Origin of the sequence: Streptomyces sp. Inha503, from assembly GCF_047215865.1 — a bacterium.
Classification (GTDB): Bacteria; Actinomycetota; Actinomycetes; order Streptomycetales; family Streptomycetaceae; genus Streptomyces; species Streptomyces lycopersici.
Genome location: NZ_CP178360.1, coordinates 10892663 through 10919484, shown reverse-complemented (window position 1 = coordinate 10919484; position 26822 = coordinate 10892663). Strand labels below are relative to the sequence as shown.

Genomic DNA, 26822 nt, shown 5'->3' with positions numbered 1-26822 from the left:
AACGTCAGCCTTGCACGTCTCCTGCCCTCCCCTCCCTCCGCCGCCCGCCCGACCTTGGGACGTCATGCACATTCGCGATCTTCCGTACCCCGATCCCGGCCGACCCGACGTGCGGTCAGGTCCGAGGTTCCTCTACTGGCTGGGCAGGAATCAGCTGGGCGGGCAGGTCAAGGCGGCCCTCTGGGGTCTGGTGCACATGGCCGCGCTGGTCTCCTTCCCGCTCGCCATCGGCTTTGGTGTGCAGGCGGTGGTGGACCGCTCCGGCTCCCGGCTGGCGATGGCCGGGGCGCTGATGGTGGGACTCACCGCGCTCACCGCGCTGGGGGACGCCATGCTGCACCGCGCGGCGGTCACCAACTGGATCACGGCGGCGGCACGGGTGCAGCAGTTGCTGTCCCGCAAGGCGGTTGAGCTGGGGTCCGCGCTCACCCGGAAGGTGGCGGCCGGTGAGGTCGTCGCCGTCTCCACGGGCGATGTCGAGAAGATCGGCTGGTTTGTGGAGGCGCTGTCCCGCTTCACCGCGGCCGCGATCACCACCGTCGCCCTCTGCGTGGCGCTGGTGCTCTACCAACCGGCGCTGGGAGTGGTGGTGGCGATCGGTGTGCCCGCGCTGGCGCTGGCCGTGCTGCCGCTGCTGCCGCGCGCGGCGCGCCGGGCCGACGACCAGCGGGAGAAGGCGGGCCGGGCCACCGAGCTGGCCTCGGACACCGTGGCCGGGCTGCGGGTGCTGCGGGGCATCGGCGGCGAGGAGCTGTTCCTGGGCCGCTACCGGAACGCCTCTCAGGAGGTGCGGGTGGCGGCGGTACGCAGCGCGCGGATGTGGGCACTGATCGCGGCCGTACAGGTGGCGCTGCCGGGGCTGCTGCTGATCGGTGTGGTCTGGTACGGGGCGTCGCTGGCCCGCGAGGGGCGGATCGAGGTGGGCGAGCTGGTCACCGTCTACAGCGCGGTCACCTTTCTGCTCTTTCCGCTGCGGCACTTCGAGGAGATCGCCATGGCGTACTCCTTCTCCCGGCCCTCCGCGCGGCGCGCGGCCCGGGTGCTGGCGCTGGGGCGCTCCTCCGTGGACGGCGAGGGGGCGACCGCCGCGGACACCAGGGACACCGCGGCCACCGGGGACACCCCGCCCCCCACGGCCACCGCGGCCACCACGGCGTCCGGGGACGGGGGCGAGCGCGCGGAAGCGCAGGAGGCCACCGGACCGCTCGGCGGGGATCTGTACGACCCGGTGAGCGGGATGCTGGCGCCGAGCGGGGTGCTGACCGCGGTGGTCTGCGGTGACCCGGACGCGGCCGGGCGGATGGCGGACCGGCTCGGCGGGCATTCCCTGCACGGCGGCCCGGACGACGGGGGACCCGGCGGGGCGCCATCGGCGCTGCTCGGCGGAGTCGCCCTGGACGAGGTGGCGCTGGCCTCGGCGCGCACGGCGGTGCTGGTCCAGGACAAGGACCCGGTGCTGCTGTCGGGGACGCTCGCCGAGCTGCTGGATGTGCCGAGGTCCGGGGAGGTCTCGGCGGAGAAGGCACTCGAGGCGGCCCAGTGCGGCGATGTGCTGGAGGCGTTGGCGCAGGCGTCGGCGGCCGATGGGGGTGACGCCGACCCCATGCGCACCCGGATCACCGAGCGCGGCCGCTCTCTGTCGGGTGGCCAGCGGCAGCGGCTGGCCCTGGCCCGCTCGCTGGTCACCGATCCGGAGGTGCTGGTCCTGGACGAGCCGACCTCCGCGGTGGACTCGCACACCGAGGCGCGGATCGCCGACGGGGTGCGGCGGCTGCGGACGGGCCGGACCACCATCGTGTTCACCTCCAGCCCGCTGGTGCTGGACCGGGCCGACCGGGTGGTGTTCGTGGCCGACGGCGAGGCGGCGGGAGTGGGCACCCACCGCGAACTGCTGGGCACGGATCCCGCGTACCGCGCGGTCGTGACCCGTGAGACGGACGGCGAGGCCGCCGTGCGGGGGACCGGTCGGTCCACCGGGCCGACCGGCCACGGTCTGGAGGACGTCGCGCGAGAGGGCATCGCCCGGAAGGACACCGCGCGAGAGGGCATCGCGCGGAAGGACACCGCACGGGAAGACATCGGGCGGATCGAGGAACAGATCGAGGAGTCGGCATGATCGGCGTGGCACCGCCCGCCTATGACCCGGCCGCACCGGAGTCGGCGACGACGCTGCCGGTCGGCACACCCACCACCGTACGGGCCTATGTGCGGGAGCTGCTGCGGCGGCACCGAGTCGCCTTCACCGTGCTGATGGTCGTGAACGCGACCGCGGTGCTCGCCTCCATGGTCGGCCCGCAGCTGCTGGGCGGCGTGGTCGAGGATCTCTCCCAGGGCGAGAAGGACCTTCATATCGGGCGCACCGTGGCGCTGTTCGCGGTGGCGCTGGTGGTACAGACCGTGTTCGTCCGGCTGGTGCGGCTGCGCGGGGCGGTGCTGGGCGAACAGATGCTGGCGGATCTGCGGGAGGACTTTCTCGTACGGTCGGTGGGTCTGCCCCCGGGGGTGCTGGAGCGGGCCGGGACCGGCGATCTGCTGTCCCGGATCACCACCGATATCGACCGGCTGGCGAACGCGATGCGCGAGGCCGTGCCCCAGCTCGCCATCGGCGTGCTGTGGACCGGACTGCTGCTGGGCGCGCTGACCCTGACCGCTCCCCCACTGGGCCTCGCGGTGCTGGTGGCGCTCCCGGTGCTGGTGATCGGCTGTCGGTGGTACTTCCGCCGCGCGCCGAGTGCCTACCGCTCGGAGGCGGCGGGATACGCGGCGGTGTCCGCGTCCCTCACCGAGAGCGTGGACGCCGGGCGGACCATCGAGGCCCACCGGCTGGGCGACCGGCGGATCGCCCAGTCCGAGCTGCGCATCCGGCAGTGGACGGCGTGGGAGCGCTATACGCTCTGGCTGCGCTCGGTGCTCTTTCCGGTGATCAATGTGAGCTACACGCTGATCACCGGTTCGGTGTTGATGATCGGCGGCCTGTGTGTGATGCGGGGCTGGATGTCGATCGGCGAGCTGACCACCGGGGCGCTGCTGTCGCAGATGCTGGTCGAGCCGATCGGGCTGATCCTGCGCTGGTACGACGAGCTTCAGGTCGCGCAGGTGTCGCTGGCCCGGCTGGTGGGGGTACGGGAGATCGAGGAGGGCCCGGCCGACGAGGGCGTGGTCCCAGGTGGCCGCGAGGTGCGGGCGGACGAGGTGCGGTTCGGCTACCACGAGGGCAGCGATGTGCTGCACGAGGTGTCCATGAAGGTGGCCCCGGGGACGCGGCTGGCGCTGGTGGGCCCGTCCGGGGCGGGGAAGTCCACCCTGGGGCGGCTGCTGGCCGGGATCTACTCCCCGCGCACCGGCCGGGTGACCCTGGGCGGTGCTGAGCTGTCGCGGATGCCGGCCGAGCGGGTCCGGGAGCATGTGGCCCTGGTCAACCAGGAGCACCATGTCTTCGTGGGCTCGCTGCGGGACAATCTGCTGCTGGCCCGCGCCTTCGCCGAGGACGCCGAGCTGTGGGCGGCGCTGGGCGCCGTCGACGCCGATGGCTGGGCCCGCGCGCTGGACGAGGGCCTGGACACCGAGGTCGGCTCGGGCGGTCTCGCGCTCACCCCCGCACAGGCGCAGCAGATCGCGCTGGCCCGGCTGGTGCTGGCCGATCCGCATACGCTGGTGCTGGACGAGGCCACCTCGCTGCTGGACCCACGGGCGGCGCGCCATCTGGAGCGGTCGCTTGGCCGGGTGCTGGAGGGCAGGACCGTGGTCGCGATCGCCCACCGGCTGCACACGGCGCATGACGCGGATGTGATCGCGGTGGTGGAGAGCGGCCGGATCACCGAACTGGGCAGCCATGACGAACTCGTCGCGGCGGAGGGGGCGTACGCAGCGCTGTGGCGCTCCTGGCACCAGTAGCGGGAGGTGTGGCCGCGCTCCGGCGTGGCCACCCCGCTGCGCTCCGGGACCACCCCGGGGGCCGGCGCTGGGCCACCCGGGGCCGGTCCTGGGCCGCCCCGGCCCCGTCCGGGGCTCAGATCACGCCGAGGGCGGCGAGTCCGCCCATGCCACCGAGCAGCATGAAGACCGGCATCAGCACCTTCAGCTCGACCCAGCTGCCGGCCCGGAACCGCATCCCCTTCGGCGGACCGATCGGGTACCAGCGCTTGCGGCCGATCGGGATGGGCCACAGGATCGGGCAGCCGGAGACGGTGAGCGCGTCCCCGATGTCGTGGACCAGGGCGCCGAGCACGATCGGCAGCCCGAGCCAGAGGTACTCCTGGCCCGGTGCGCTGAACAGCCAGTCCGAGCCATTGCCGGGCTTGTGCAGCACATCGGCGAGGATCCAGGCACTGGCCGCCCCGAGCAGCCAGACCAGGACATCGCTGGAGACCCGCGCCGCCCGCCACAGCAGGCCCTCGACGGCCAGCACCATATGCACGAAGAGGATGCCAAGCACCGCCCAGCGCCCGCCGATCATCGCGAGCGCCGAGGCTCCGGCGCCGATCAGCACCGCCCATACCCAGGTGTGGGTCAGGGTCCGGTGGCCGCCGGAGCGGCGCGGGTCGCCCGCCTTCCTGGTCGACTTGTAGACCGAGTACGATATCTTGTCGATCACCTCGCACAGTGCCCGTGATACGGGCCCGAAGGCGCGCGATATAGTCGCCGCCTTGTGGTCGAGGTCGGGGGCGAGCGCCGCTCCCGCGCAGATCAGCGCGCCGGCGACGAGCACCGGCCAGGGCATCGCGTGGTCGGCCGCCGCGGCCGCCGCTCCCACCCCCAGCCAGGCCGCCGCCCCGGACAGCGAATGCGCCGGTCCCATCATGGTCGTACCCCGCCCCTGTTCTTTCCCGCTTCCGAGCGGGAGTTGACTGCTTCGGCCCGGCACAGCCTAGCGGCGGACGATCTTCGCACCTACAGCCGGTTCCCGTCCCGGCGGGGAAACCAGGCAGTATAGGTGCGTGACTCTTATCGATCAGCTGCCGAGCGACGCCGACCCCGACGCGCTTTTCGAGGCGTTCTCCACCTGGGTCGAGGAGCGGGGCATCTCGCTGTACCCCGCCCAGGAGGAAGCGCTGATCGAGGTGGTGTCCGGGGCGAATGTGATCCTCTCGACCCCCACCGGCTCGGGCAAGAGCCTGGTGGCGGCGGGTGCCCACTTCGCCGCGCTCGCCCGCGACGAGGTCACCTTCTACACCGCGCCGATCAAGGCCCTGGTCTCGGAGAAGTTCTTCGAGCTGTGCAAGCTCTTCGGCACCGAGAACGTCGGGATGCTCACCGGCGACGCGTCGGTCAACGCGGACGCGCCGGTCATCTGCTGTACGGCCGAGGTGCTGGCGTCCATCGCCCTGCGGGACGGCAAGGACGCCGATATCGGCCAGGTGGTGATGGACGAGTTCCACTTCTATGCGGAGCCGGACCGGGGCTGGGCATGGCAGATCCCGCTGCTGGAACTGCCGAGGGCGCAGTTCATCCTGATGTCGGCGACGCTCGGTGATGTGAGCCGGTTCGAGGAGGATCTGACCCGGCGCACCGGTCGGCCCACCGCCGTCGTGCGGTCGGCGACCCGGCCGGTGCCGCTGAGCTACGAGTACCGGACGACTCCGCTGACCGAGACGCTGACCGAGCTGCTGGAGACCCAGCAGGCACCCGTCTACATCGTGCACTTCACCCAGGCGGCGGCGGTCGAGCGGGCCCAGGCGCTGATGAGCATCAATATGTGCTCGCGCGCCGAGAAGGACGAGATCGCGTCGCTGATCGGCAATTTCCGGTTCACCACCAAGTTCGGCCGCAATCTCTCCCGTTACGTCCGGCACGGGATCGGGGTGCACCATGCGGGCATGCTGCCCAAGTACCGGCGCCTGGTGGAGAAGCTGGCGCAGGCCGGGCTGCTCAAGGTCATCTGCGGTACGGACACCCTGGGTGTGGGCGTCAATGTGCCCATCCGTACCGTCCTGTTCACCGCGCTGACCAAGTACGACGGTCAGCGGGTGCGGACGCTGCGGGCCCGGGAGTTCCATCAGATCGCGGGCCGGGCCGGACGGGCCGGCTTCGACACCGCGGGCTTTGTGGTGGCCCAGGCACCCGAGCACGTCATCGAGAACGAGAAGGCGCTCGCGAAGGCCGGTGACGATCCGAAGAAGCGCCGCAAAGTGGTCCGCAAGAAGGCTCCGGAGGGCTTCGTCAACTGGGGCCAGAACACCTTCGAGAAGCTCATCGCCTCCGAACCCGAGCCGCTCACCTCCCGGTTCCGGGTGACCCACGCGATGCTGCTGTCGGTGATCGCCCGTCCCGGGAACGCCTTCCAGGGGATGCGCCGACTGCTGGAGGACAACCACGAGCCGCGCAAGAACCAGCTGCGGCACATCCGCCGGGCGATCGCGATCTACCGCTCGCTGCTGGACGGCGGGGTGGTCGAGCAGGTGAAACCGCAGGGCGTCGACGGCGAGGACGGGGGCACCCCGATCGTCCGGCTGACGGTGGATCTCCAGCAGGACTTCGCGCTCAACCAGCCGCTGTCCACCTTCGCGCTGGCCGCCTTCGAGCTGCTGGACCCCGAATCGCCCTCCTACGCCCTGGACATGGTCTCGGTCGTGGAGTCGACGCTGGACGACCCCCGGCAGATCCTGGCGGCGCAACAGAACAAGGCGCGCGGTGAGGCGGTGGCCGCGATGAAGGCGGACGGCGTCGAGTACGAGGAGCGCATGGAGCGGCTCCAGGACATCTCCTACCCCAAGCCGCTGGAGGAACTGCTCTTCCACGCGTACGGGCTCTACCGCAAGAGCCATCCATGGGTCGGCGACCATCCGCTCTCGCCCAAGTCGGTGATCCGCGACATGTACGAGCGGGCGATGACCTTCACCGAGTTCACCTCGTTCTACGACCTGGCGCGGACCGAGGGCATTGTGCTGCGGTACCTGGCCAGCGCCTTCAAGGCGCTGGACCACACCGTGCCGGACGATCTGAAGTCCGATGACTTCCAGGACATCATCGCCTGGCTCGGCGAGATGGTGCGGCAGGTCGACTCCAGCCTCCTCGACGAGTGGGAGCAGCTGGCCAACCCGGAGGAGGAGTCGGCGGAGGAGGCGCAGGAGCGCGCCGACCAGGTCCGGCCGGTCACCGCCAACGCCCGCGCCTTCCGCGTACTGGTGCGCAATGCCTTGTTCCGCCGGGTGGAGCTGGCCGCGCTGGACAAGGTCGCCGAGCTCGGGGAGATGGACGCCGACTCCGGCTGGGACGAGGACGCCTGGGCCGAGGCGCTGGACGGGTACTGGGAGGAGTACGAGGAGCTCGGCACCGGGGCGCAGGCCCGCGGGCCGAAGCTGCTGCGGATCGAGGAGGACCCCGAGCACGGTCTGTGGCGGGTGCGGCAGACCTTCGACGACCCGAACGGCGACCACGACTGGGGCATCTCGGCGGAGGTCGATCTCGCCGCCTCCGACGAGGAGGGCCGGGCGGTGGTCCGGGTCACCGACGTGGGCCAACTGTAGCCTCCTGGACGCGGTCCACACCGGGGACCGGACCGGCCCCCTCAGTGAAGGAGCACCACCGATGACCAACCCCGCCGAGCGCCTGGTCGATCTGCTCGACCTGGAACGGATCGAGCTGGACATCTTCCGCGGCCGCAGCCCCGAGGAATCGCTGCAACGGGTGTTCGGCGGGCAGGTGGCGGGCCAGGCGCTGGTGGCCGCCGGGCGGACCACCGACGGGCAGCGCCCGGTGCACTCGCTGCACGCGTACTTCCTGCGGCCGGGTCGGCCGGGCGTGCCCATCGTGTACCAGGTGGAGCGGGTCCGGGACGGGCGCTCCTTCACCACCCGCCGGGTCGTCGCCATCCAGCAGGGTCGCACGATCTTCAATCTGACGGCCTCCTTTCATTCTCCTGAGTCGGGTATCGAGCAGCAGCTGCCGATGCCGGATGTGCCCGGGCCGGAGGGCCTGCCGACCCTCGCCGACGAGGTCCGCGCCCATCTGGGCACGCTCCCCGAGGCGTTCGCCCGGATGGAGCGCCGACAGCCCTTCGACATCCGCTATGTGGAGCGGCTGCGCTGGACGGAGGAGGAGCTCAAGGGCGCGGAACCGCGCAGCGCCGTATGGATGCGCGCGGTGGGGCCGCTCGGGGACGACCCGCTGGTGCACACCTGTGCGCTCACCTATGCGAGCGACATGATGCTGCTGGACGCGGTGCGGGTGCCAGTCGAACCGCTGTGGGGCCCGCGGGGCTTCGACATGGCCTCGCTGGATCACGCCATGTGGTTCCACCGGCCGTTCCGCACCGATGAGTGGTTTCTCTACGAGCAGGAGTCCCCCGTGGCCACGGGCGGCCGGGGACTGGCGCGCGGCCGGATCTACGACCGGGCGGGGCGGCTCCTTGTATCCGTGGTGCAAGAGGGGTTGTTCCGCCCGCTACCGCCCGCCGAAGGTGCCGCGGACGGCGGCTGAGCCCTCCCGTGGTGTGCCGCGCCGTGGTGTGCCGCGCGGGGACGTGCCGCACCGTGACTCATCGCCTGCCGATCAGCTTCTGCCACAGACTCCGCGGGCGCCCGGGAACCGGGGCGCGGTCATCGGGCACCGGCGGCGGACCGGCGTCCGGGCGCGGAGCGGACCGGGCCCGGCGGGCGTCGTCCAACGACGAGGCGAGGGCGGCCCGATAGCGCCGGATCTCCCGTGGGTCATCCGCCATGACCACCGTGTCGATGACATCCCGGATCGCGCCCGCCTCGGGACGCATCCGCACCAGCGCGGGGCGGAGCTCCCGCAGATGGGCCCGCTCATAAGGATCGGACACGGCCGAGGCCAGCTCGACGGAGCCCAGCACCGAGGCCAGCACCGAGGCACGCTCCCAGGGATCCTCGGTCTGGGCGAGCAGCTGGCCGATCCTTCGGCTGCGCCATTTGGCGGCCCGCCAGTCCTCCCCGGCGGCCAACGCGGCGCTCAGCCCCGGCGGGGTGCGGCCGCTCAGCAACTCCGGCTGCCTGACGGCGAACTCGGTCAGGTCCAAGGCCAGATAGAGCCATACGACGGCCCGATAGCGATTGACATAGAACCGGACGGGAGCGAAGAAGCCCCCGCGCGCGAGGCGGGTCAGCCGCCCCTGGGTGATGCCGAGCAGCTCCGCGCCCTCTGCCGTGCCGACCACGCGGAGACGGGCGATGAGCGCCTCCGGGAAGCCCTCGGCGGTGGTCAGCCGCCGCAACTCCCCGCACGCCACCCGACGGCCCAGGCCGGTGCTGACGGTGCGCACTTTCCCCAGCTGAACGGCCAGCTCGAACTCCCGCGTGTTGAGCCCCAGCGCCCGGGCCGCCGCGCCGAACGCGACGCTCTCGCCCGATCCGCCCGGCCCCGCTGGCCCCGCCGGCCCGCCAGGGTCTCCCGGCCCGCTCGCCCGTCCCGGTACGCTCGGCTCGCCGAGCCACTCCGGGCTCCACGGCCCCTGGCTCTCCCTCAGCTCCTGATCCACCCGCACTGCCATGCGACGTCCTCCCCCGCACTGCCTCAATCACTGACAGTGACGACGATAGCCGCGAAGCAAGCCACTCGGTCAGGCCTGTGGATAACTTCCGCGCGGCATCAGCTGGGTGCGCCGCTCTCCTGCCTGGCCTCGACTCCCAGGTGCTCCCCCACCCGGTTGACCAGCAGCGCCATCTCGTAGGCGACCTGCCCCACATCCGCGTCGGGCCCGGTGAGCACGCACAGACAGCTGCCGTCCCCCGCCGCCGTGACGAAGAGGACGCCCTCGTCGAATTCGACCATCGTCTGCCGCACCCGGCCCGTCCGGAAGTGGTGCCCGGACCCCTTGGCGAGGCTGTGCAGCCCGGAGGCCACCGCGGCCAGGTGCTCGGCGTCCTGCCGCACCAGCGTGGAACTCGCCCCCGTCACCAGGCCGTCGTTGGACAGCACCAGCGCATGCCGTATCTCCGCGATCCGCTCGGTCAGGTCGTCCAGTAACCAGTCGAGCCCCTTGTTCACTGCCATATCCGATTCCTCCCCGATTCCCCTTCAGCTGCGTGCCAGCCTTTCTCACTGCCGCCGTCTGGGCAACCCGCCCCGCCCGGCACCCCACGCTTGTGCGCTGATTGACGCAGGATGGGTACATGGCACAGAACATGACCAAGGATCAGTGGCAGAAGTTCGTCACGGAGGGCACCCGCACCGCGAAGCTGGCGACCGTGCGGGCCGACGGAAGTCCACACCTCGCCCCCGTGTGGTTCCTGCTCGACGGTGACGACCTCGTCTTCAACACAGGTCAGGAGACGGTCAAGGGACGCAACCTGGCCCGGGACGACCGGCTCACCATCTGCGTGGACGACGACAGGCCGCCGTTCGCCTTCGTCACCCTGCGGGGGCGCGCCGAGCTGATCGACGATCTGGGGCAGGTCCGCGACTGGGCCACCCGGATCGCCGCCCGGTACATGGGAGAGGACCGGGCGGAGGAGTACGGCGCCCGCAACGGCGTGCCGGGTGAGCTGCTGGTCAGGGTGCGCATCGACAAGGCGCTCGGGCTCTCCGGGGTCGCCGAGTAGCGAGATTCGACCGAAATCCATCCCTTCATGACGCACCCCCGCCCATCCGACGTTTACGGGCGCATGAGGACCTTTATCGCACCGTCCTCCTTGTGCTGGAACATCTCATAGGCGCGGGGTGCCTCCTCCAGCGGGACGCGATGGGTGGCGAACCCGTCCACGCCCAGCGGGTCGTCGTCCGTCAGCAGCGGGAGGATGTCGTCGGCCCAGCGCCGCACGTTCGCCTGTCCCATCCGCAGCTGGATCTGCTTGTCGAACATGGTCAGCAGCGGCAGCGGATCGGCCATCCCGCCGTAGACCCCGCTGAGGGAGATCGTTCCGCCGCGCCGCACCAGCGCGATGGCCAGCCGCAGCGCCGCCAGCCGGTCGACCCCGGCCTTCTCCGTGAGCTTGGCGGCCCATTCCCGCGGCAGGAGACCCGTGGCCCGCTGGGCGGTCCGGCCCAGCGGGCTGCCGTGGGCCTCCGTCCCCACCGCGTCGATGACCGTGTCCGGTCCGCGGCCACTGGTAGTCGAGAGGACGGCCTCGACCAGGTCCTCCTGGCGGGAGAAGTCATTGAGGTCATGGACCTCGACGCCGTCGGCGCGCGCCCGGCGCAGCCGCTCGGGGACGAGGTCCACGCCGATGACCCGGTCGGCCAGGCCCTGGACCCTCGCCACCCGGCAGGCCATGTTCCCGATGGGACCAAGCCCCAGGACCGCGAGCGTGCCGCCGCGCGGCACCTCCGCGTACTCGACCGCCTGCCATGCCGTGGGCAGTACGTCGGACAGATAGACGTAGCGGTCGTCGTGGACCCCTTCGGGCACCTTGATCGGGCCGTACTGGGCCTGCGGCACCCTCAGGTATTCCGCCTGGCCGCCGGCCACCGCGCCGTAGAGCTTGGTGTAGCCGAAGAGCTCCGCCCCCATGCCGTGCTCGGTGACCTGAGTGGTCTCGCACTGCGTCGGCAGACCGGAGCGGCACATCCAGCAGTGTCCACAGGCGATCTGGAACGGGACCACCACACGGTCGCCGGGCTTGATGTGCGTCACCTCCGGGCCGGTCTCCTCCACGATGCCCATCGGTTCGTGGCCGAGGATGTCGCCGGGGGTCATGAAGGGCGTGAGCACCTCGTACAGGTGCAGATCGGACCCGCACAGCCCCGTGGTGGTGATCCGGACGATCGCGTCCGTCGGCTCCTTGATGATGGGATCAGGCACCGTCTCGACCCGCACATCATGTCGGCCCTGCCAGGTCACCGCTCGCATCACCGCATCCCTTCGCCGTGGTCGTCGGAACGATCTTCCGAGGGCCACTTCGGGTACCCCGGCGCATCCGGCCGAACCGTCGGCGGGACCATGAGCCGCGGCCCCGGTCCACCAGGTCCACGAGCCGGGCCGACTCCTCGGCGAGCACGGCCGGCTCGGCGCCCGCGCTGCCCAGCACGGCCAGGCACGCGCCGTCGGCCAGCGCCGCGACGAAGAGGGTGCCCGCCGCCATCTCGATCATCGTCCGCCGGGACGGGCCGCCGCGGCCCCGGCGCCCGGCGCTCGCGGCGATGCCGTGGAATCCGGAGGCGACGGCGGCCAGGTGCTCTGCCTCATGGCGGGAGAGCCCACCGGACGCGCTGACGGTGACCCCGTCCCGGGAGAGCACCACGGCATGGCGCACGCCTGCGGCCCGGGCCACCAGATCGTCCAGGATCCGGTCGAGATCGGCCATGGAGCGTGCGGCGGTGCTGCGCGGCTTGGTCATGGGCGGTCTCCCTCGGTCGGGATGCGCCGCGCCGGGCGGCGCTCCAGGTGTCCCCCCTGGGCCAGGGACGCTAGCCCCGGCAGTGGCGCACATTGAGGGCGCATTACGGAACCTGTTGAAAATTGACAGAGTCAGATGCCAGAGCGATCGATGAGCGTCCGAATCTGCACTCAAAGCGGACGTAGGCTGCTTGTTCAGCGCAGCGCTTCACCGTCGCATCCAAGGTGTCCCGAGTGTCCAAGGTGTCCCGAGGAGTTTCCGTGCCACATGAGCCCTCCCGTGGAAGCAGTGCGGCCGCCGTACGGGACTTCTTCACCCCCAGGGCGGCCGAGTGGGACCGCCGCTTCCCGGACGACGGTCCCGCCTACGCCGCCGCCGTCGCCGACCTCGGGCTCCGCCCCGGGGACGCGGTGCTCGACGCGGGGTGCGGAACAGGGCGTGCGCTGCCCGCGCTGCGCGCTGCGGCCGGCCCCGAGGGGACCGTCCTCGGGGTCGACCTCACCCCGGCCATGCTGGACGCCGCCCTGCGCGAGGGCCGGGACGGCTTCGCGGGCCTCGCCCTCGCCGATGTGGCGCGGCTGCCGCTGCGTGACGGCTGCCTCGACGCGGTGTTCGCCGCCGGGCTGGTCTCCCATCTCTCCGACCCCCGCGAGAACCTGCGCGAACTGGCCCGGGTGGTGCGCCCCGGCGGGCGGCTCGCGCTGTTCCATCCGGTGGGACGGGCCGCTCTCGCCGCCCGCCACGGCCGCACCCTCACCCCCGACGACCTGCGCGCGGAGCCCCAGCTGCGGCCGCTGCTGGCGGACGCCGGCTGGCGCCTGGACTCGTACACCGACGAGGACACACGCTTTCTGGCGCTCGCCGTCCGCGAAGTCGGCTGAGGATCGGAAGGGCCAACGGGAGGGGAAGGCCCGACCGGAACGGAAGGGCCGACCGGAACGGACCTGCCGGCCCGAGCAGACCGTAGACTGGATGCAGTACATCGTTGCCGATGTACTGCATCCGCGAGGTACAGCGGTGTTGCGGCACAATGCGGTCATGCTCGAACTCGCCATCCTGGGCTTCCTCCACGACGTCCCACTGCACGGCTATGAGTTGCGCAAGCGCATCGCCGCGCTGACCGGACATGTGAAACCCGTGGCCGAGTCCACCCTCTACCCGGCGATCAAGCGGCTGGAGAAGGCCGGTCTGCTGGCCCGCCGGACCCAGCCGGGCGCGGGGGCCGCGCCCCGGCACGTGCTCACGCTGACCGCCGAGGGGCAGGCGGAGCTGCGCCGTCGTCTCGCGCATCCGGCGGATGTCGACATCACCGACGAGAACCGCTGGTTCACCGTGCTGGCGTTCCTTCGCCACCTCGACGACCCGTCGGCACAGGCGGAGGTGCTGGAGCGCCGGATGGCCTTTCTGCGGCAGCCGTCGAGCTTCTTCTACGAGGGCGACCGCCCGTTGCGGGCCGAAGAGGTCGAGGATCCGTTCCGGCGCGGCATCCTCACCATCGCCCGGGCCACCAGCCAGGCGGAACTCTCCTGGCTGCGGCGCACACTGGACACGCTCCGGGCGGCGACCGACGACTGAGGGCCGACCGCCTCCCGATGTCTCGACTCCGTGGCTACTGGGTGGTTAAGGTGCGCGACGACGGATCGCTCATCGGATCCGCATGCGCAAGAGGAGGATGTCGTGCCCGCCACGGAGGAGTCACGCGACGAGGCGCTGTATGTGCTGACCGCGGTGCTGCTGACACCCGCTCAATTCCCGAGCGTGCTCGGCGACGACTATCCCGAGGCATGTGCCGCGCTCGGGCTGGAGCCGTACGACACCGGCTACGGACTGGTGCTGGGACAGGACGGCGGCGGCGCCCGCTGGACGGTGGTCACCGACGATGTATCGCTCGTGGCCATCGCCATCGCGACCTGGGACTGCGGCATGGAGTACGCCCTGGCCATCGAGGACCGTACGGTGGTCGCGTCGCTTCCCGGCTGGCCGCTCGCGGTGGCCGTGGCCGCCCCGGGCGTACCGGCTCCCCATGATCCCGCGCCCGACCCCGAGCTGGGGGGAGACGCCTCCCGGGCGCCGCTGTCGCCGCCGGACTCCGAGCGGTGGGGCCCGGCCCAGCGGCGGCTCGGCGCCGATGAGATCGCGCTCCAGTGGGCGATCTGGCGTGAGCAGGTCGACAGCGATGTGACGTTCGTGTCCCCCGGCGAGAAGCCGCACGGGGGCGTGCGGCGGGTGCTCGAAGAGGCGCGCGGCTATCTGGACTCACCCCCGCCGCTGGGGCGGATCCGCTCGGCGTTCGCCTCCGGTGACGCGCGCACGCTCCGGGCCGACGGACCGGGCTGGAGCATGGTGGCCCGGACCGACGACATCGCGTTCGTGCTGCTGGACGACGCACCGGGCGAGGTGCTGCCGGTCGGTCGCGGCCCCGAGCTGCCGGGGCTGCTGACGGCTCTGGACAAGCTCGCCGTACGGCCCCACTGAGACCTGACGCCCTGCCCCGTCCCCTACGAGGCCGGCCAAGGACGCCGGACCGGCTGGTCACGACGCCGACGCACGCGACCCGTCACCCGTACGGCCGCCCGCGTCCCCTCTGCGACCCCGAACGCCACCCCGACCTCGGCGGAGCATGACCGCCCCCACCCGGCCGGGCCCGGAGCAGGGTCGCGGGCGGTCCGCGATCGGTACTGCACGGTCACTCCCGGGTGCGCTCCGCCCGTGGCCCCTGGCCCAGCCGGCCGCCTTACGCCCCCGCGCTCGGCGGGCCGGCCGCTTCAGCGTCCCAGCTGCTTACGGGTGACCCTGTTCAGCCTGCGGCGCTGGGAGGAATCCAGCAGCAGATAGGCTGCCGCCGGCACTCCCACGATCACCAGCAGCGCAGCCCAGAAGGGCAACACCCAGAGCAGGATCACACCTGCCACCACACCACCGGTGGCGACCTTCGCGCGTGTGGACATCTCACCCGCCTCCTTCACGGCCCATAGCCGCACTCACTCCACACAACGGACACCGACGGCACCCGGTTCCTCCCCGCGCCGCGATCCTGTACCCTCGGGCGGCCCCGGCTTGACTAGTCAAATTTGAGGAACGCTCAGCGCTGTGACACCACCCTCCGCGGCAACACCCTCCGACATCGCAGAACTCTCCCGCTGCACCGCGGTCTTCCTTCCCGGTGACCCGGCACGCACCGGCCGGGTCGCCTTCTGGCGGCCGGGCGGCGCGCCTCCGCCCGGCCCCGCCACCGGCTCCGCCGAGGAACTGACGGTCGTCGTCCCGGTGGACGGCACCGATGACGCTCCCCATGACGACCCCACCGGCCCCAGCCCCACCACTCCCGACGTCCGGACGCACACCGTAAGGGCGCTCGTGCTGCCCCTGGCCGAGGCACTGCCGGTGCTCACCCGGGCCCGGGCGCGGGCCGCACAGGCCGGTCCGGGGCGGTGCGACCCCGCCACGGCCTTCTGGGGCGCCGCCGCCGTACTCGCCCTCCAACTCGCGGCCCGCGGAAGGCTGCTGCCCGGGCTCAGCGCCACCGACCACGACGCCTGGCGGGTCGGCCCGCTCACCCCCGACGATCTGACGCGGGTGCGTGAGCTGGCCGCCGCCATGCCGCCCACGGCGCACGCCACGCCGCTGCCCGTCTCCGGGCCGGTGCTGCTGCCCGAGCCCGAGCGGCATCTGCGGGCGTTCCTGGACGCGGTGGCGGACGGGCTGCCGCGCTCGCCCGCGGCGGCGCTGGCCGCGGGCGGCCCCGCCTTCGCCGCCCCGGCGCCACGGCGGCTGCCCGAACAGCGTGCCTGGGCCGCCGATGTGGCCGCCGGGCATGACGCGGGGGTGCGGCTCTCGATCCGTATCGAGCTGCTGCACGGCGTCGGTGGAAACGGTAAGGCGGACGGGCCGCGCTTCCGTGCCGTCCTCCAGCTGCACAGCCTCACCGATCCGGCGCTGGTCGCGGACGCCGCGGATGTCTGGGCGGGCACCTCGCCCATCACCCCGGCCCTCGGTCCGCGCGCCCGTATGGACGCCCTGCTGACCCTGCGGCGCGCGGCCCGCGCCTGGGCGCCGCTCGCCCCGCTGCTGTCGGCCGCCGTGCCCGACGCCCTCGACCTCGCCGACGAGGAGGTCACCGAGCTGCTCGGTCCGGCGGCCGGGGCGCTGGACGCCGCCGGGGTCCAGGTGCACTGGCCGAGGGAGCTGGCCCGCGGGCTCACCGCCCGCGCCGTCATCGGCCCGGACGGCGAGGACGAGACACGGGACGACGCCGGGCCCCGGTTCCCCGCCTTCCTCTCCGCCGACGCGCTGCTGCGGTTCAGCTGGCGGTTCGCCGTGGGCGACCAGGAGCTCACCCGCGCCGAGCTCGACGGGCTCGCCGAGGCCAGCCGGCCGGTGGTACGGCTGCGCGACCAATGGGTCCTCCTCGACCCCGAGGCGGCGCGCCGCGTCCGGGACCGGCAGGACCGCAAGCTCACCCCCGCAGACGCCCTCGGTGCCGTCCTTACCGGTCGTACGGAGGCCGACGGCACCGATGTGGAGGTGCGGGCCACCGGCTGGCTGGCGGCCCTGCGGGACCATCTCGCCGACCCCGAGGGGACCGCCGGCGCGCAGCGGGCGCCCGCGCCCCAGCCCTCCGCCCTGGCCGCCACACTGCGCGACTATCAGCTGCGCGGCCTGGACTGGCTGGTCCGGATGACCTCGATCGGCCTCGGCGGCTGTCTCGCCGACGACATGGGGCTCGGCAAGACCATCACCTTGATCGCCCTCCATCTCCACCGTATGGGCACCCCCGAAGCCTCCGGGCCCACTCTGGTGGTCTGCCCCACCTCGCTGATGGGCAACTGGCGGCGGGAGATCGAGCGGTTCGCGCCGGGCACCCCGGTGCGCCGCTACCACGGCTCCGCGCGCAGCCTGGACGGCCTTGACGACGGCGAGTTCGTCCTCACCACCTACGGCACGATGCGGCTCGACGCACAGCGGCTGGCGGAGGCAGGGCCGTGGGGCATGGTGGTCGCGGACGAGGCGCAGCATGTGAAGAACCCGTTCTCGGCGACGGCGCGGCAGCTGCGCACCATCGGCGCGAAGGCCCGCGTGGCGCTCTCCGGAACCCCCATCGAGAACAACCTCTCCGAGCTGTGGGCGATCCTCGACTGGACCACGCCGGGGGTGCTGGGCACCCATAGCGCGTTCCGCAGGCGCTACGCCCAGGCCGTGGAGAGCGGAAGCGACCCCGAGGCCGCCGCGCGGCTGGCGAAACTGGTCCGCCCCTTCCTGCTCCGGCGCCGCAAGTCGGACCCCGGTATCGCCCCCGAGCTGCCACCCAAGACCGAGACGGACCGGGCCGTCGCGCTCACCAAGGAGCAGGCCGGACTCTACGAGGCGGTGGTGCGCGAGATCCTCGCCGAGATCTCCGGCACCGGTGGTCTCGTCCGGCGCGGACTCATCGTCAAGCTCCTCACCGGTCTGAAGCAGATCTGCAATCACCCGGCGCAGTACCTGAAGGAGGACCGGCCGGTGGTCCCCGGGCGGTCCGGCAAGCTGGAGCTGCTCGACGAGCTGCTGGACACCATCCTGGCCGAGGGCGCGAGCGTCCTGGTCTTCACCCAGTACGTCCAGATGGCGCGCATCCTCGAGGGCCACCTGGCCGCGCGCGGGGTGCCGGCCCAGCTGCTGCACGGCGGTACGCCGGTGGCGCGGCGCGAGGAGATGGTGCGGCGCTTCCAGGACGGCGAGGTCCCGGTGTTCCTGCTGTCGCTGAAGGCGGCGGGCACCGGGCTCAACCTCACCCGGGCCGGGCATGTCGTGCACTACGACCGCTGGTGGAACCCGGCCGTCGAGGCGCAGGCCACCGACCGCGCGTACCGCATCGGCCAGACCCAGCCGGTGCAGGTCCACCGCATCATCGCGGAGGGGACCGTGGAGGACCGCATCGCCGCGATGCTGACGCGCAAGCGGGAGCTGGCGGACGCCGTGCTCGGCTCCGGCGAGGGCGCGCTGACCGAACTGACCGACTCCGAGCTGGCGGAGCTCGTGGAGCTGAGGGGGACCGAACGATGAGCGGTACCGAGTCCGAGCGCACCTTCGCCGCACTGCCGCCCGCCCGTGGCCGCGGCTTCGCCCGCACCTGGTGGGGCCAGGCGTGGCTGAAGGCCCTGGAGGACACGGCGCTGGACGGCGAGCAGCTGAGGCGCGGCCGCAAGCAGGCGCGCGAGGGAGCGGTGGGCGCGGTGTGTGTACGCCCCGGCCGGGTCACCGCCGTGGTGCGGGACCGCGACCGCACGCCTTACCGGTCCGATGTGCTGCTGCGGGAGTTCACGGGCGCGGAATGGGACCGGCTGCTGGAGGTGGTCGCGGACCGCTCCGGCCATATCGCCGCCCTGCTGGACCGCGACATGCCCCCGCAGCTGGCCGAGGACGCGGCGGCCGTGGGCGTCGAACTGCTGCCGGGGATAGGCGACCTGGAACCGGAGTGCGGCTGCGAGGCGTGGGACCACTGCCCGCACACCGCGGCGCTGTGCTACCAGCTCGCCCGGCTGCTGGACGAGGATCCGTATGTGCTGCTCCTGATGCGCGGACGTGGGGAGCGGGAGCTGCTGGACGAGCTCCAGGTGCGCAGCGCGGCGCGGGCCGCCCGGCACCTTCCGCGGGCGGCGGACGACGCCGCTCCGTCGGCTCCGGAGGGCGTACCGGCCCGGGAGGCGTTCGCCGCGCCCGGTCCGCCGCCGCTGCCCGGGCCCCCGCCCGCCGTCGCGGCGCCCGGCCGTCCTCCGGCGCTGGCGGGCGGCACGGACCCGGCCGAGGGGCTGGACGTGGCCGCGCTGGAGTTCCTGGCGGCGGACGCCGCGGTACGCGCCCAGCGGCTGCTGGCCGAGGCGCTCGCCCCCGGCCACGCCACCGCCCCGGTCCCGGCCGGGCTGACGGTGTGGCAGGACGCGGTGCGGCTGACCGCCGCCGGTCCCCCGGCCCCGGTCGCCGCCCGGCTCGCGACGGGCTGCGGGCGCGACCGCACCGATCTGGCGCGGGCCGTCCGCGCCTGGGAGCACGGCGGGGCCGCCGCGCTCACCGTGCTGGAGGAGGAGTGGACACCGGACGCGGAGGCCCTCGCACGGGCTCGGGCCCAGCTCGCGGCCGCCTGGGAGGGGGACGAGCGGGCTCCCCGGCTGCGCGCCACGGCGAACCGGTGGACGGTGGTGGGCGCCGATCTCCAGGTGCGCTACGGCCACGACGGCCGCTGGTGGCCGTACCGCAGGGAGCGCGGCCGCTGGTGGCCCGCGGGCCCGGCCGGACACGACCCGGCGGCGGCGCTGGCGATGCCCGGCTCCGACGGCTGACGCGGCCGGGTACCGGTGGCAGTATCCCTCCGCCACCGGTACCGGGCCTCGGGCTCGGAGGTTTGCCCGATCCCGATGGTGCTGCCGGTAAGGACGGCGCGAGGCCCGGCCTCAGGGAAGTAGCGGGCCCGGCCGCCCGTACGGAAGGATGCGGCCCGGGCCGCCGCCCCGGCTCGCGGGGCGGCCGAAGTACGCCTCAAAGGGCCGGCCCGCACGGGCGGCCGGACCACGGTTCGGCGTTGCCCCGTCCGGTGCGGCCGGTGACCGTGGACGAGACAGGCCGAAGAGCCAGCCGGGCCGAAGAGCCGGCCACGCCGAAAGCGGCGGGGCGGCAACCTTTGGACGGGCCGTGGAGACCGTAAGGCGTCAACCCCCTCGGCACGCCTCCACGGGACGGAGTCACCGACCATGACCCTCAGTCCACGGCGCCCCCGGCGCCGCCGCCCCGCTCCGCTCATCGGCTCCCTGGCCCTGGCCACCGGCGTCGGGCTCGCCGTCGCCCCGGCCCACGCCGCCACGCCCGGAGCCGACACGCCCACGGCCGCGGCGGCCACCATCGTGGTGGCCAAGGACGGCAGCGGCGCCTACACCACCGTGCAGGCGGCCGTCGACGCGGTGCCGGCGAACAACCCGTCCGCCGTCACCATCTCCATCAAGCCCGGTACGTACCGCGAGACGGTGAAGGTTCCCGCCAACAAGCCGCATATCCGGCTGGTGGGGACCACGAGCAGCAAGAACGATGTGACGATCGTCTACAACAACGCCTCCGGCACCCCCAAGCCCGGCGGAGGCACCTACGGCACCAGCGGCAGCGCGACCGTGGCTATCGAGGCCGATGACTTCCAGGCCCGCAATCTGCAATTCGTGAACGACTTCAACGAGGGCAACACCAGCATCACCGACAAGCAGGCGGTCGCGCTGCGCACCGCGGGCGACCGGATCGTCCTGGACAACATCGGCGCGGTCGGGGACCAGGACACCCTGCTGCTGGACTCCGCGGGCAAGGACAAGGTCGGCCGGGTGTACGTCAACAACGCCTGGATCCAGGGGAATGTCGACTTCATCTTCGGCCGGGCCTCCGCCGTGATCAACAAGTCGGCGATCCGGCTGGTCAAGCGCTACGACGGCAGCTCCGGCGGCTATGTCGCGGCGCCCTCGACGGCGGCCGGCAAGAAGGGCTTCCTGTTCATCAACAGCAACATCACCGGGGATGTCAGCAGCCGGTCGTTCTATCTCGGCCGTCCCTGGCACGCGGGCGGCGACGCCAGCCTCGATCCGCAGGCGATCGTCCGCAATACGGATCTGTCAGCGGCGATCAAGACCACACCGTGGACGGACATGAGCGGCTTCTCCTGGAAGGACGACCGCTTCGCGGAGTACAAGAACACCGGCGCCGGTTCCGGTGCGGCGAGCACGGACCGTCCGCAGCTGACCGACGCCCAGGCCGCGGACTACGAGATCGCCGACTGGCTCGGCGGCTGGCAGCCGTCGTCCTGAGCGGTCGGCTGCCGGAGTCCTGAGCCGGTGAGAGCCCCGGCCGCCGGTCCCGTCGGGGGGCGGGACCAGCGGCCGGACGCGGTCAACCGGACAGGGTCGGCCGGACGCGGTCAACCGAGCACGCCCAGCCGGACGCGGTCAGCCGAGCACGCCCAGCCGGACGCGGTCAACCGAGCACGCCCAGCCGGACGCGGTCAGCCGCGCGCGGCCAGCAGATGGTCCATGGCCAGCTGGTCAAGGCGCTCGAAGGCCATACCGCGCTCGGCGGCCGCCTCGACGTCGAAGTCCTCGAAGGCCGTGCGGTCCGCGAGCAGCGCCGCCGGGGTCTCGCCCTCGTCCAGGGTCGGCAGGCCCAGCTGGTCCAGGCGCGAGGCGCGCAGCGCCTCCTGGACCTCGGGGTCGGCGCGGAAGGCGGCCGCGCGCTCCTTGAGGATGAGGTAGTTACGCATGCAGCCCGCCGCCGAGGCCCAGACGCCCGAGATGTCCTCGGTGCGCGGGGGCTTGAAGTCGAAGTGGCGCGGGCCCTCGTAGCCTCCGGTCTCCAGCAGGTCGACCAGCCAGAAGGCGGCCCGCAGATCGCCCGCGCCGAACCGCAGGTCCTGGTCGTACTTGATGCCGTTCTGGCCGTTGAGGTCGATGTGGAAGAGCTTGCCCGCCCACAGCGCCTGCGCGATGCCGTGCGGGAAGTTCAGCCCGGCCATCTGCTCGTGGCCGACCTCCGGGTTGACCCCGTAGAGCTCGGGCCGCTCCAGCCGCTCGATGAAGGCCAGGGCGTGACCGACGGTGGGCAGCAGGATGTCGCCGCGCGGCTCGTTGGGCTTGGGCTCGATGGCGAAGCGCAGATCGTAGCCCTGCTCGGTGACATACGCGCCGAGCAGGTCGAACGCCTCCTTCATCCGGTCGAGCGCGGCGCGTACGTCCTTGGCGCCGCCGGACTCGGCGCCCTCGCGGCCGCCCCAGGCCACATAGGTCTTCGCGCCCAGCTCGACGGCGAGGTCGATATTGCGCATGGTCTTGCGCAGCGCGTAGCGGCGCACATCGCGGTCGTTGGCGGTGAAGCCGCCGTCCTTGAAGACCGGATGGGTGAAGAGGTTGGTGGTGGCCATGGGCACGGTCATCCCGGTGGCGTCCAGGGCCTGCCGGAAGCGCTTGATATGCGATTCGCGCTCGGTCTCCGAGGCCCCGAACGGGATGAGGTCGTCGTCGTGGAAGGTGACGCCGTACGCGCCGAGTTCGGCGAGCCGGGTCACGGACTCCACGGGGTCGAGCGCCGGGCGGGTGGCGTCCCCGAACGGGTCCCGGCCCTGCCAGCCGACCGTCCACAGTCCGAAGGTGAACCTGTCCTCGGGGGTGGGGTTGTAGCTCATCGCGGCTCCCTCGCCTATTTCGTCATGGCGCTTTACAAATTAGTATGCGCGAGCATTCCGGGGAAGCCCCGTTACAGCCCGCACACCGCACGCCCCATGAACGCAAGGGAGAGCGCGAGATGGCAGCAGCAGCCGTGCCCGTGCCGCAAGGACCGCTCGTCGTCGGCGTGGACAGCTCCACGCAGTCGACCAAGGCGCTCGTCGTCGACTCCGCGACCGGTGCGGTCGTCGCCCGGGGACAGGCCCCGCACACCGTCGGCGGCGGCAGCGACGGCACCGGTAAGGAGTCCGTGCCCGAGCAGTGGTGGGAGGCGCTCACCGAGGCGCTGCGCCAGTGCGGGACCCCGGCCCGGCAGGCGGCCGCGGTCTCCGTGGGCGGTCAGCAGCACGGCCTGGTCACACTGGACGCCTCGGGCCGCTCGGTGCGGCCCGCACTGCTGTGGAACGATGTGCGCTCCGCGCCGCAGCGCGACCGGCTCATCGAGGAGCTGGGCGGGCCCAAGGCGTGGGCGGAGCGAGTGGGCAGCCTGCCCGCGCCCGCCTTCACCGTCACCAAGTGGGCCTGGCTCATGGAGAACGAACCGGAGGCGGCCCGAGCCACCGCGGCCGTCCGGCTCCCCCACGACTACCTCACCGAGCGGCTCACCGGCCACGGCACCACCGACCGCGGCGACGCCTCGGGCACCGGCTGGTGGGCCTCGGGCACCGAGTCCTACGACGAGGAGATCCTGGGCCGGGTCGGGCTCGCCCCCGAGCTGCTGCCGCGCGTGCTGCGCCACGGCGAGGCCGCCGGGACCGTACGGGAGCTGCCCGATCTGCCGCTCCCCACCGGCGCCCTGGTGGCCACCGGCACGGGCGACAACATGGCGGCCGCTCTGGGGCTCGGTCTGCGCCCGGGGCAACCGGTGCTGAGCCTGGGCACCTCCGGCACCGTCTACGCGGTCTCGGCCCACCGGCCCACCGACCCCACCGGGGTGGTCGCGGGCTTCGCCGACACCCGTGACGCCTGGCTCCCGCTGGCGTGCACGCTCAACTGCACGCTCGCGGTCGACCGGATCGCGGCGCTGCTGGGCCGCGACCGGGAGGCGGTGGAGCCGGGCGGCTCGGCCGTACTGCTGCCGTTCCTCGACGGCGAGCGCACCCCCCATCTGCCGCACGCCTCGGGGCTGCTGCACGGACTGCGCCACGACACCACACCCGGGCAGGTGCTCCAGGCCGCCTACGACGGCGCCGTCTTCGCCCTGCTCACCGCGCTGGACCAGGTGCTGGACGCGGACACGGCGCCCGACGCCCCGCTGCTGCTCATCGGCGGCGGCGCCAAGGGCACCGCGTGGCGGGAGACGGTCCGGCGGCTGAGCGGACGCCCGGTCCAGGTGCCCCGGGCCGAGGAACTGGTCGCCCTCGGGGCCGCCGCGCAGGCCGCGGGGCTGGTGCTGGGCGAGGATCCGGCGGCGGTGGCGCGGCGCTGGGCGACCGCCGAAGGGCCGTCCTACGGTCCGGTGCCCCGCGACGAGGCGGCGCTGGAGCGGCTCTCCCGGGTGCTGGCGGACGCGGACGGTCTGCTGCGCCATGGCTGAGCGCGCCATGCCACGAGGGAACGCCGTACGGCGGCGGCCGAGCGGCCCCGGTTGTCGTACCTGCCCGGCACAATGAGCGGATCGGCCGAGAGGAGACGGATTCAGGTGGCAGCGCCACTGCCCAACACCCAGCAGGCGATGCGCCGGCGCAATCTCTCCCTCGTGCTGCACGCCGTGGCCGCCCACGGCCCGCTGTCCCGTGCCGCGGTGGCGGCGCGGGTGGGGCTCACCCGGGCCGCCGTCTCCACGCTCGTCGACGAGCTGATCCGGGACGGGCTGCTGGTCGAGCTGGGCCCCTCCCGGCCCGGTACGGTCGGCCGCCCCGGCAGCGCCCTCCAGCTGAACGAGCGCGGTCCGGCCGGTCTCGGCGCGGAGATCGGGGTGGACCATCTCGCGGTGTGCGCGATGGACCTCGCCGGGCGGATACGGGCCCGTACGGAGCTCGCGTCGGCGAACCGCGACCGCTCACCGGCCCCGGTGCTCGCCCAGCTCGCCGGTCTGGTCCGGCAGGTCGCGGCGGAGGCGGAGCTGGGCGGGCTGCGGCCGGTGGGGCTCGCGGTGGCGGTGCCCGGTCTGGTGGCGCGTGACTCGTCGCTGGTCGTCCGCGCCCCCAACCTGGGCTGGGAGGGGGTGGACATCGGCCCCGAGCTGCGCGCGGCGCTGCCCGGTCTGCCGGTGACCGTGGACAACGAGGCGAATCTGGGCGCGCTCGCCGAGCTGTGGCGGGGCGGCCACGATCCGGCGCCCCGGGACTTCGTCCATGTCTCGGCCGAGATCGGCATCGGCGCGGCGGTCGTGCTCGACGGGCAACTGCTGCGGGGCACCCACGGTTTCGCGGGCGAGCTGGGCCATGTGCCGGTGCGTCCCGAAGGGCCCGAGTGCGTCTGCGGCGGACGCGGCTGTCTGGAGCAGTACGCGGGCGAGGAGGCGGTGCTGCGGGCGAGCGGCCTGTCCCCCGAGCAGGCCGCGGCACAGCACCCGGGCCCCGGCGGCCGTATCGCCGTGCTGGCCGTGCGGGCGGCCGGCGGCGACCAGCGGGCGCGGCGTGCGCTGCGCGGCGCGGGCTCGGCGCTCGGGATCGCCCTCGCGGGCGCGGTGAACCTCCTGGACCCGGAGAAGGTGGTGCTGGGCGGCGCGCTGACGCCGCTGGCGCCCTGGCTGCTGCCCGCCCTGGAGCGGGAGTTGGGCCGGCGGCTGACCGACCCGGCCCGTCCGGGCAGCGGGGCGGTGACCGTCTCCCGGCTCGGCCCGGACGGGCCGCTGCTGGGCGGGGCCAGCTCGGTGGTGCAGGCGGTCCTCGACGATCCGGCGGGGTTCAGGGACCCCGCCGGGGCGGGTGAGCCGGCCGGGATCAGAGGAAGCGATGCATGATGTGCAGCCCCACATAGCCGTTCGTGGGGTGGGCGAACGCCTTGGGGACGGTGCCGATGATCTCGAAGCCGAGTGAGCGCCACAGCGCCACCGCCCGGGTGTTGCTCTCCACCACGGCGTTGAACTGCATCGCCTTGTAGCCCTCGGCGCGCGCCCAGTCCAGGACATGCTCGCCCAGGGCGCGGCCCACACCGCGCCCGCCGTGCTCGGGTGCCACCATGAAGCTGGCCCCCGCGACATGCGCGCCGGGCCCCATGTGGTTGGGGTTCGTCTTGGCCGAGCCGAGGACCGTGCCGTCCGGGTCGGTGGCGACGACGGTACGGCTCGGGGGCTCCAGCATCCAGATCTCGCGGGCCCGGTCCTCGTCCAGGTCGCGGGGGTAGGTGTAGGTCTCCCCCGCGGCGACGATGCGGCGCAGGAAGGCCCAGATGGCGGGCCAGTCCTCGGCGGTGGCGGTCCTGATGAGCATGGGGCCAGGATGGCCGTGCGGGCGGCGGCACGCGAGTGGTTTTCTCCCCGGCCGCCGCCCCACGAGGCGTCAGCGGGCCGCGCGCAGGAACGCCTCCAGGCCCGCGAGGTCATCGGTGTTGAGGTAGTCCACGCCGGCGGCCAGGAGCTCATGCCACAGGGCGTCGCGCTCCGGACCTGCCACGTCCGGGGTGGCCCAGAAGCGCACGGTCTGCCGGGCGTCGTGCGCGGAGGCGACGAGACGGCGCAGTGTCTCGCGCTCCGCCGCCGGTATCGGACCGGCTCCCGTCCAGGTGAAGGTCTTGGTCCAGTCGGCGCTGACCAGCGGGATGAAGGAGGCGGGCACGCCCGAGCCGAGGTCCTCCAGCCGCCCGTCGTAGAAGGCGTGGCGCACCTTCTCGGCCTCCATGGGGGCCCGGGCGCCGCGGTCGCCGGAGATGACGGCCGTCACCGCGCCGCGGCGCACCCGGCCGCCGACCCCGCCGTAGGCGGCGCTGAACAGGTGGCCGTAGCGGCGCAGCCGCTTGGCCAGCTCCAGGTAGGTGGGCTCCCCGGCGGTCTTGAGGTCGATCAGCAGCTGGAGCGACAGGTCGTAACCGCGGTAGACGCGGCCGCCGTTGGCCTTCACCCGCCGGGCCAGCGGATCGAGGTAGAGCGATTCCAGGGTGCGGGTGGGGTCGAGGTCCGTGGCGTCGTGCGCGACCAGCAGCTGGCCGTCGACCAGCCAGATGTCGGCCTCGACGCTGCCGAAGCCGTGGGAGAGCGCGTCGAGGAGCGGACGCGGGTGCTCGTAGTCGTTGTGGGCGTGGGCTCTGGCCAGCGGCCGCTCGCCCTTGGCGCGGTCCCTCGCGCCGTCCTTGGAGCCGTCCTTCGCGACGGCGGTGTCGCCGAGCGAGGCGGACGTGCCCGCGAACGCGGGCGCGGCGGCGCCGCCCGCCAGGGCGGCTCCGAGGGTGACGACAAAGGCACGGCGTGTACGGCGGTCCATGGGGC

The 26822-nt window shown here is 73.0% G+C and carries 21 protein-coding genes and 1 pseudogene; 13 read left to right on the top strand and 9 right to left on the bottom strand.

Going from position 1 to position 26822, the window contains the following annotated elements; genetic code table 11:
• Window positions 1-64: 64 nt before the first annotated feature.
• Both ACJX2R_RS45485 and ACJX2R_RS45480 read left to right on the top strand, forming a co-directional pair.
• Complete coding sequence (locus ACJX2R_RS45485; protein ID WP_413104873.1) at window positions 65-2116, top strand: ABC transporter transmembrane domain-containing protein; 2052 nt, start codon at window positions 65-67, stop codon at window positions 2114-2116.
• Entirely contained in the window at window positions 2113-3894 is a 1782-nt protein-coding gene (locus ACJX2R_RS45480; RefSeq protein WP_262697569.1) for an ABC transporter ATP-binding protein, read from the top strand. Before ACJX2R_RS45485 ends, ACJX2R_RS45480 begins: the two co-directional genes overlap by 4 nt.
• Window positions 3895-4009: 115 nt before the next feature.
• Here the strand turns inward: ACJX2R_RS45480 and ACJX2R_RS45475 are convergent, their stop codons facing one another.
• Entirely contained in the window at window positions 4010-4801 is a 792-nt protein-coding gene (locus tag ACJX2R_RS45475) for a metal-dependent hydrolase (RefSeq protein WP_262697570.1), read from the bottom strand.
• Between the two features lie 136 nt (window positions 4802-4937).
• Between ACJX2R_RS45475 and ACJX2R_RS45470 the strand changes: the two genes are divergently transcribed.
• Complete coding sequence (locus ACJX2R_RS45470) at window positions 4938-7466, top strand: DEAD/DEAH box helicase (protein WP_413104872.1); 2529 nt, start codon at window positions 4938-4940, stop codon at window positions 7464-7466.
• Between the two features lie 61 nt (window positions 7467-7527).
• Window positions 7528-8418 (top strand): acyl-CoA thioesterase, encoded by an 891-nt coding sequence (locus tag ACJX2R_RS45465; protein WP_413104871.1) that lies wholly within the window; start codon window positions 7528-7530, stop codon window positions 8416-8418.
• 58 nt (window positions 8419-8476) lie between these two features.
• On the opposite strand, the gene ACJX2R_RS45460 is transcribed toward ACJX2R_RS45465, so the two are convergent.
• Both ACJX2R_RS45460 and ACJX2R_RS45455 read right to left on the bottom strand, forming a co-directional pair.
• Window positions 8477-9448: a DUF6397 family protein gene (locus ACJX2R_RS45460; RefSeq protein ID WP_413104870.1), complete on the bottom strand. Its 972-nt coding sequence runs from the start codon at window positions 9446-9448 to the stop codon at window positions 8477-8479.
• Between the two features lie 98 nt (window positions 9449-9546).
• Window positions 9547-9951 carry a roadblock/LC7 domain-containing protein gene (locus ACJX2R_RS45455; protein ID WP_020865999.1) on the bottom strand — a complete coding sequence of 135 codons (405 nt, stop codon included), beginning with the start codon at window positions 9949-9951 and terminating at the stop codon, window positions 9547-9549.
• Window positions 9952-10070: 119 nt separating this feature from the next.
• On the opposite strand from ACJX2R_RS45455, the gene ACJX2R_RS45450 reads away from it, so the two are divergent.
• The gene (locus tag ACJX2R_RS45450; protein WP_413104869.1) at window positions 10071-10499 is read left to right on the top strand and encodes a PPOX class F420-dependent oxidoreductase; all 429 of its coding nucleotides are present in this window, start codon (window positions 10071-10073) and stop codon (window positions 10497-10499) included.
• 53 nt (window positions 10500-10552) lie between these two features.
• On the opposite strand, the gene ACJX2R_RS45445 is transcribed toward ACJX2R_RS45450, so the two are convergent.
• On the bottom strand, window positions 10553-11746 hold the full coding sequence (locus ACJX2R_RS45445; protein WP_413104868.1) for a zinc-dependent alcohol dehydrogenase: 1194 nt from the start codon (window positions 11744-11746) through the stop codon (window positions 10553-10555).
• Window positions 11715-12233, bottom strand: coding sequence for a roadblock/LC7 domain-containing protein (locus tag ACJX2R_RS45440; RefSeq protein ID WP_413104867.1), 519 nt, complete (start codon window positions 12231-12233; stop codon window positions 11715-11717). The genes ACJX2R_RS45445 and ACJX2R_RS45440 overlap by 32 nt, the downstream gene beginning before the upstream one ends.
• A gap of 260 nt (window positions 12234-12493) precedes the next feature.
• Here ACJX2R_RS45440 and ACJX2R_RS45435 point away from each other — a divergent pair, with 260 nt between their 5' ends.
• From ACJX2R_RS45435 to ACJX2R_RS45425, 3 genes are all read left to right on the top strand, one after another.
• The gene (locus ACJX2R_RS45435) at window positions 12494-13114 is read left to right on the top strand and encodes a class I SAM-dependent methyltransferase (RefSeq protein WP_413104866.1); all 621 of its coding nucleotides are present in this window, start codon (window positions 12494-12496) and stop codon (window positions 13112-13114) included.
• A gap of 157 nt (window positions 13115-13271) precedes the next feature.
• The gene (locus ACJX2R_RS45430; RefSeq protein WP_413104865.1) at window positions 13272-13808 is read left to right on the top strand and encodes a PadR family transcriptional regulator; all 537 of its coding nucleotides are present in this window, start codon (window positions 13272-13274) and stop codon (window positions 13806-13808) included.
• Between the two features lie 102 nt (window positions 13809-13910).
• Window positions 13911-14708, top strand: coding sequence for a hypothetical protein (locus tag ACJX2R_RS45425; RefSeq protein ID WP_262697579.1), 798 nt, complete (start codon window positions 13911-13913; stop codon window positions 14706-14708).
• A gap of 290 nt (window positions 14709-14998) precedes the next feature.
• Here ACJX2R_RS45425 and ACJX2R_RS45420 read toward each other — a convergent pair whose 3' ends face one another.
• Window positions 14999-15181, bottom strand: coding sequence for a hypothetical protein (locus ACJX2R_RS45420; protein WP_413104864.1), 183 nt, complete (start codon window positions 15179-15181; stop codon window positions 14999-15001).
• 142 nt (window positions 15182-15323) lie between these two features.
• On the opposite strand from ACJX2R_RS45420, the gene ACJX2R_RS45415 reads away from it, so the two are divergent.
• The 3 genes and pseudogenes from ACJX2R_RS45415 to ACJX2R_RS45405 form a co-directional block, all read left to right on the top strand.
• Window positions 15324-18275, top strand: coding sequence for a DEAD/DEAH box helicase (locus ACJX2R_RS45415; protein WP_413104863.1), 2952 nt, complete (start codon window positions 15324-15326; stop codon window positions 18273-18275).
• Complete coding sequence (locus tag ACJX2R_RS45410; RefSeq protein WP_413104862.1) at window positions 18272-19549, top strand: SWF or SNF family helicase; 1278 nt, start codon at window positions 18272-18274, stop codon at window positions 19547-19549. Before ACJX2R_RS45415 ends, ACJX2R_RS45410 begins: the two co-directional genes overlap by 4 nt.
• Window positions 19550-20065: 516 nt before the next feature.
• Window positions 20066-21046, top strand: a pseudogene (locus ACJX2R_RS45405) (pectinesterase family protein); the annotation flags it as partial.
• A gap of 194 nt (window positions 21047-21240) precedes the next feature.
• On the opposite strand, the gene xylA reads toward ACJX2R_RS45405, so the two are convergent.
• Window positions 21241-22413 (bottom strand): xylose isomerase, encoded by a 1173-nt coding sequence (gene xylA, locus ACJX2R_RS45400; protein ID WP_262697582.1) that lies wholly within the window; start codon window positions 22411-22413, stop codon window positions 21241-21243.
• Window positions 22414-22532: 119 nt separating this feature from the next.
• Here xylA and xylB point away from each other — a divergent pair, with 119 nt between their 5' ends.
• Together xylB and ACJX2R_RS45390 are read left to right on the top strand one after the other, a co-directional pair.
• Window positions 22533-23990 carry a xylulokinase gene (gene xylB / locus ACJX2R_RS45395; protein ID WP_413104861.1) on the top strand — a complete coding sequence of 486 codons (1458 nt, stop codon included), beginning with the start codon at window positions 22533-22535 and terminating at the stop codon, window positions 23988-23990.
• A 72-nt stretch (window positions 23991-24062) separates the two neighbouring features.
• Complete coding sequence (locus ACJX2R_RS45390) at window positions 24063-25361, top strand: ROK family protein (RefSeq protein WP_413104860.1); 1299 nt, start codon at window positions 24063-24065, stop codon at window positions 25359-25361.
• Here the strand turns inward: ACJX2R_RS45390 and ACJX2R_RS45385 are convergent.
• Window positions 25342-25830, bottom strand: a complete 489-nt coding sequence (locus ACJX2R_RS45385; RefSeq protein WP_262697584.1) for a GNAT family N-acetyltransferase — start codon at window positions 25828-25830, stop codon at window positions 25342-25344. The two genes, ACJX2R_RS45390 and ACJX2R_RS45385, sit on opposite strands and share 20 nt — an antisense overlap.
• A gap of 69 nt (window positions 25831-25899) precedes the next feature.
• A complete protein-coding gene (locus ACJX2R_RS45380) occupies window positions 25900-26817 on the bottom strand; it encodes a phosphatidylinositol-specific phospholipase C/glycerophosphodiester phosphodiesterase family protein (protein ID WP_413104859.1) in 918 nt (305 codons plus the stop codon).
• Between the last annotated feature and the right edge of the window lie 5 nt (window positions 26818-26822).

Coding starts and splice junctions, on each gene's coding strand:
- xylB (WP_413104861.1), top strand. CDS start 22,533: ATGGCAGCAGCAGCCGTGCCCGTGCCGCAAGGACCGCTCGTCGTCGGC.
- ACJX2R_RS45475 (WP_262697570.1), bottom strand. CDS start 4,801: ATGATGGGACCGGCGCATTCGCTGTCCGGGGCGGCGGCCTGGCTGGGG.
- ACJX2R_RS45420 (WP_413104864.1), bottom strand. CDS start 15,181: ATGTCCACACGCGCGAAGGTCGCCACCGGTGGTGTGGTGGCAGGTGTG.
- ACJX2R_RS45465 (WP_413104871.1), top strand. CDS start 7,528: ATGACCAACCCCGCCGAGCGCCTGGTCGATCTGCTCGACCTGGAACGG.
- ACJX2R_RS45440 (WP_413104867.1), bottom strand. CDS start 12,233: ATGACCAAGCCGCGCAGCACCGCCGCACGCTCCATGGCCGATCTCGAC.
- ACJX2R_RS45480 (WP_262697569.1), top strand. CDS start 2,113: ATGATCGGCGTGGCACCGCCCGCCTATGACCCGGCCGCACCGGAGTCG.
- xylA (WP_262697582.1), bottom strand. CDS start 22,413: ATGAGCTACAACCCCACCCCCGAGGACAGGTTCACCTTCGGACTGTGG.
- ACJX2R_RS45385 (WP_262697584.1), bottom strand. CDS start 25,830: ATGCTCATCAGGACCGCCACCGCCGAGGACTGGCCCGCCATCTGGGCC.
- ACJX2R_RS45485 (WP_413104873.1), top strand. CDS start 65: ATGCACATTCGCGATCTTCCGTACCCCGATCCCGGCCGACCCGACGTG.
- ACJX2R_RS45380 (WP_413104859.1), bottom strand. CDS start 26,817: ATGGACCGCCGTACACGCCGTGCCTTTGTCGTCACCCTCGGAGCCGCC.
- ACJX2R_RS45390 (WP_413104860.1), top strand. CDS start 24,063: ATGAGCGGATCGGCCGAGAGGAGACGGATTCAGGTGGCAGCGCCACTG.
- ACJX2R_RS45455 (WP_020865999.1), bottom strand. CDS start 9,951: ATGGCAGTGAACAAGGGGCTCGACTGGTTACTGGACGACCTGACCGAG.
- ACJX2R_RS45445 (WP_413104868.1), bottom strand. CDS start 11,746: ATGCGAGCGGTGACCTGGCAGGGCCGACATGATGTGCGGGTCGAGACG.
- ACJX2R_RS45460 (WP_413104870.1), bottom strand. CDS start 9,448: ATGGCAGTGCGGGTGGATCAGGAGCTGAGGGAGAGCCAGGGGCCGTGG.
- ACJX2R_RS45450 (WP_413104869.1), top strand. CDS start 10,071: ATGGCACAGAACATGACCAAGGATCAGTGGCAGAAGTTCGTCACGGAG.
- ACJX2R_RS45410 (WP_413104862.1), top strand. CDS start 18,272: ATGAGCGGTACCGAGTCCGAGCGCACCTTCGCCGCACTGCCGCCCGCC.
- ACJX2R_RS45430 (WP_413104865.1), top strand. CDS start 13,272: ATGCTCGAACTCGCCATCCTGGGCTTCCTCCACGACGTCCCACTGCAC.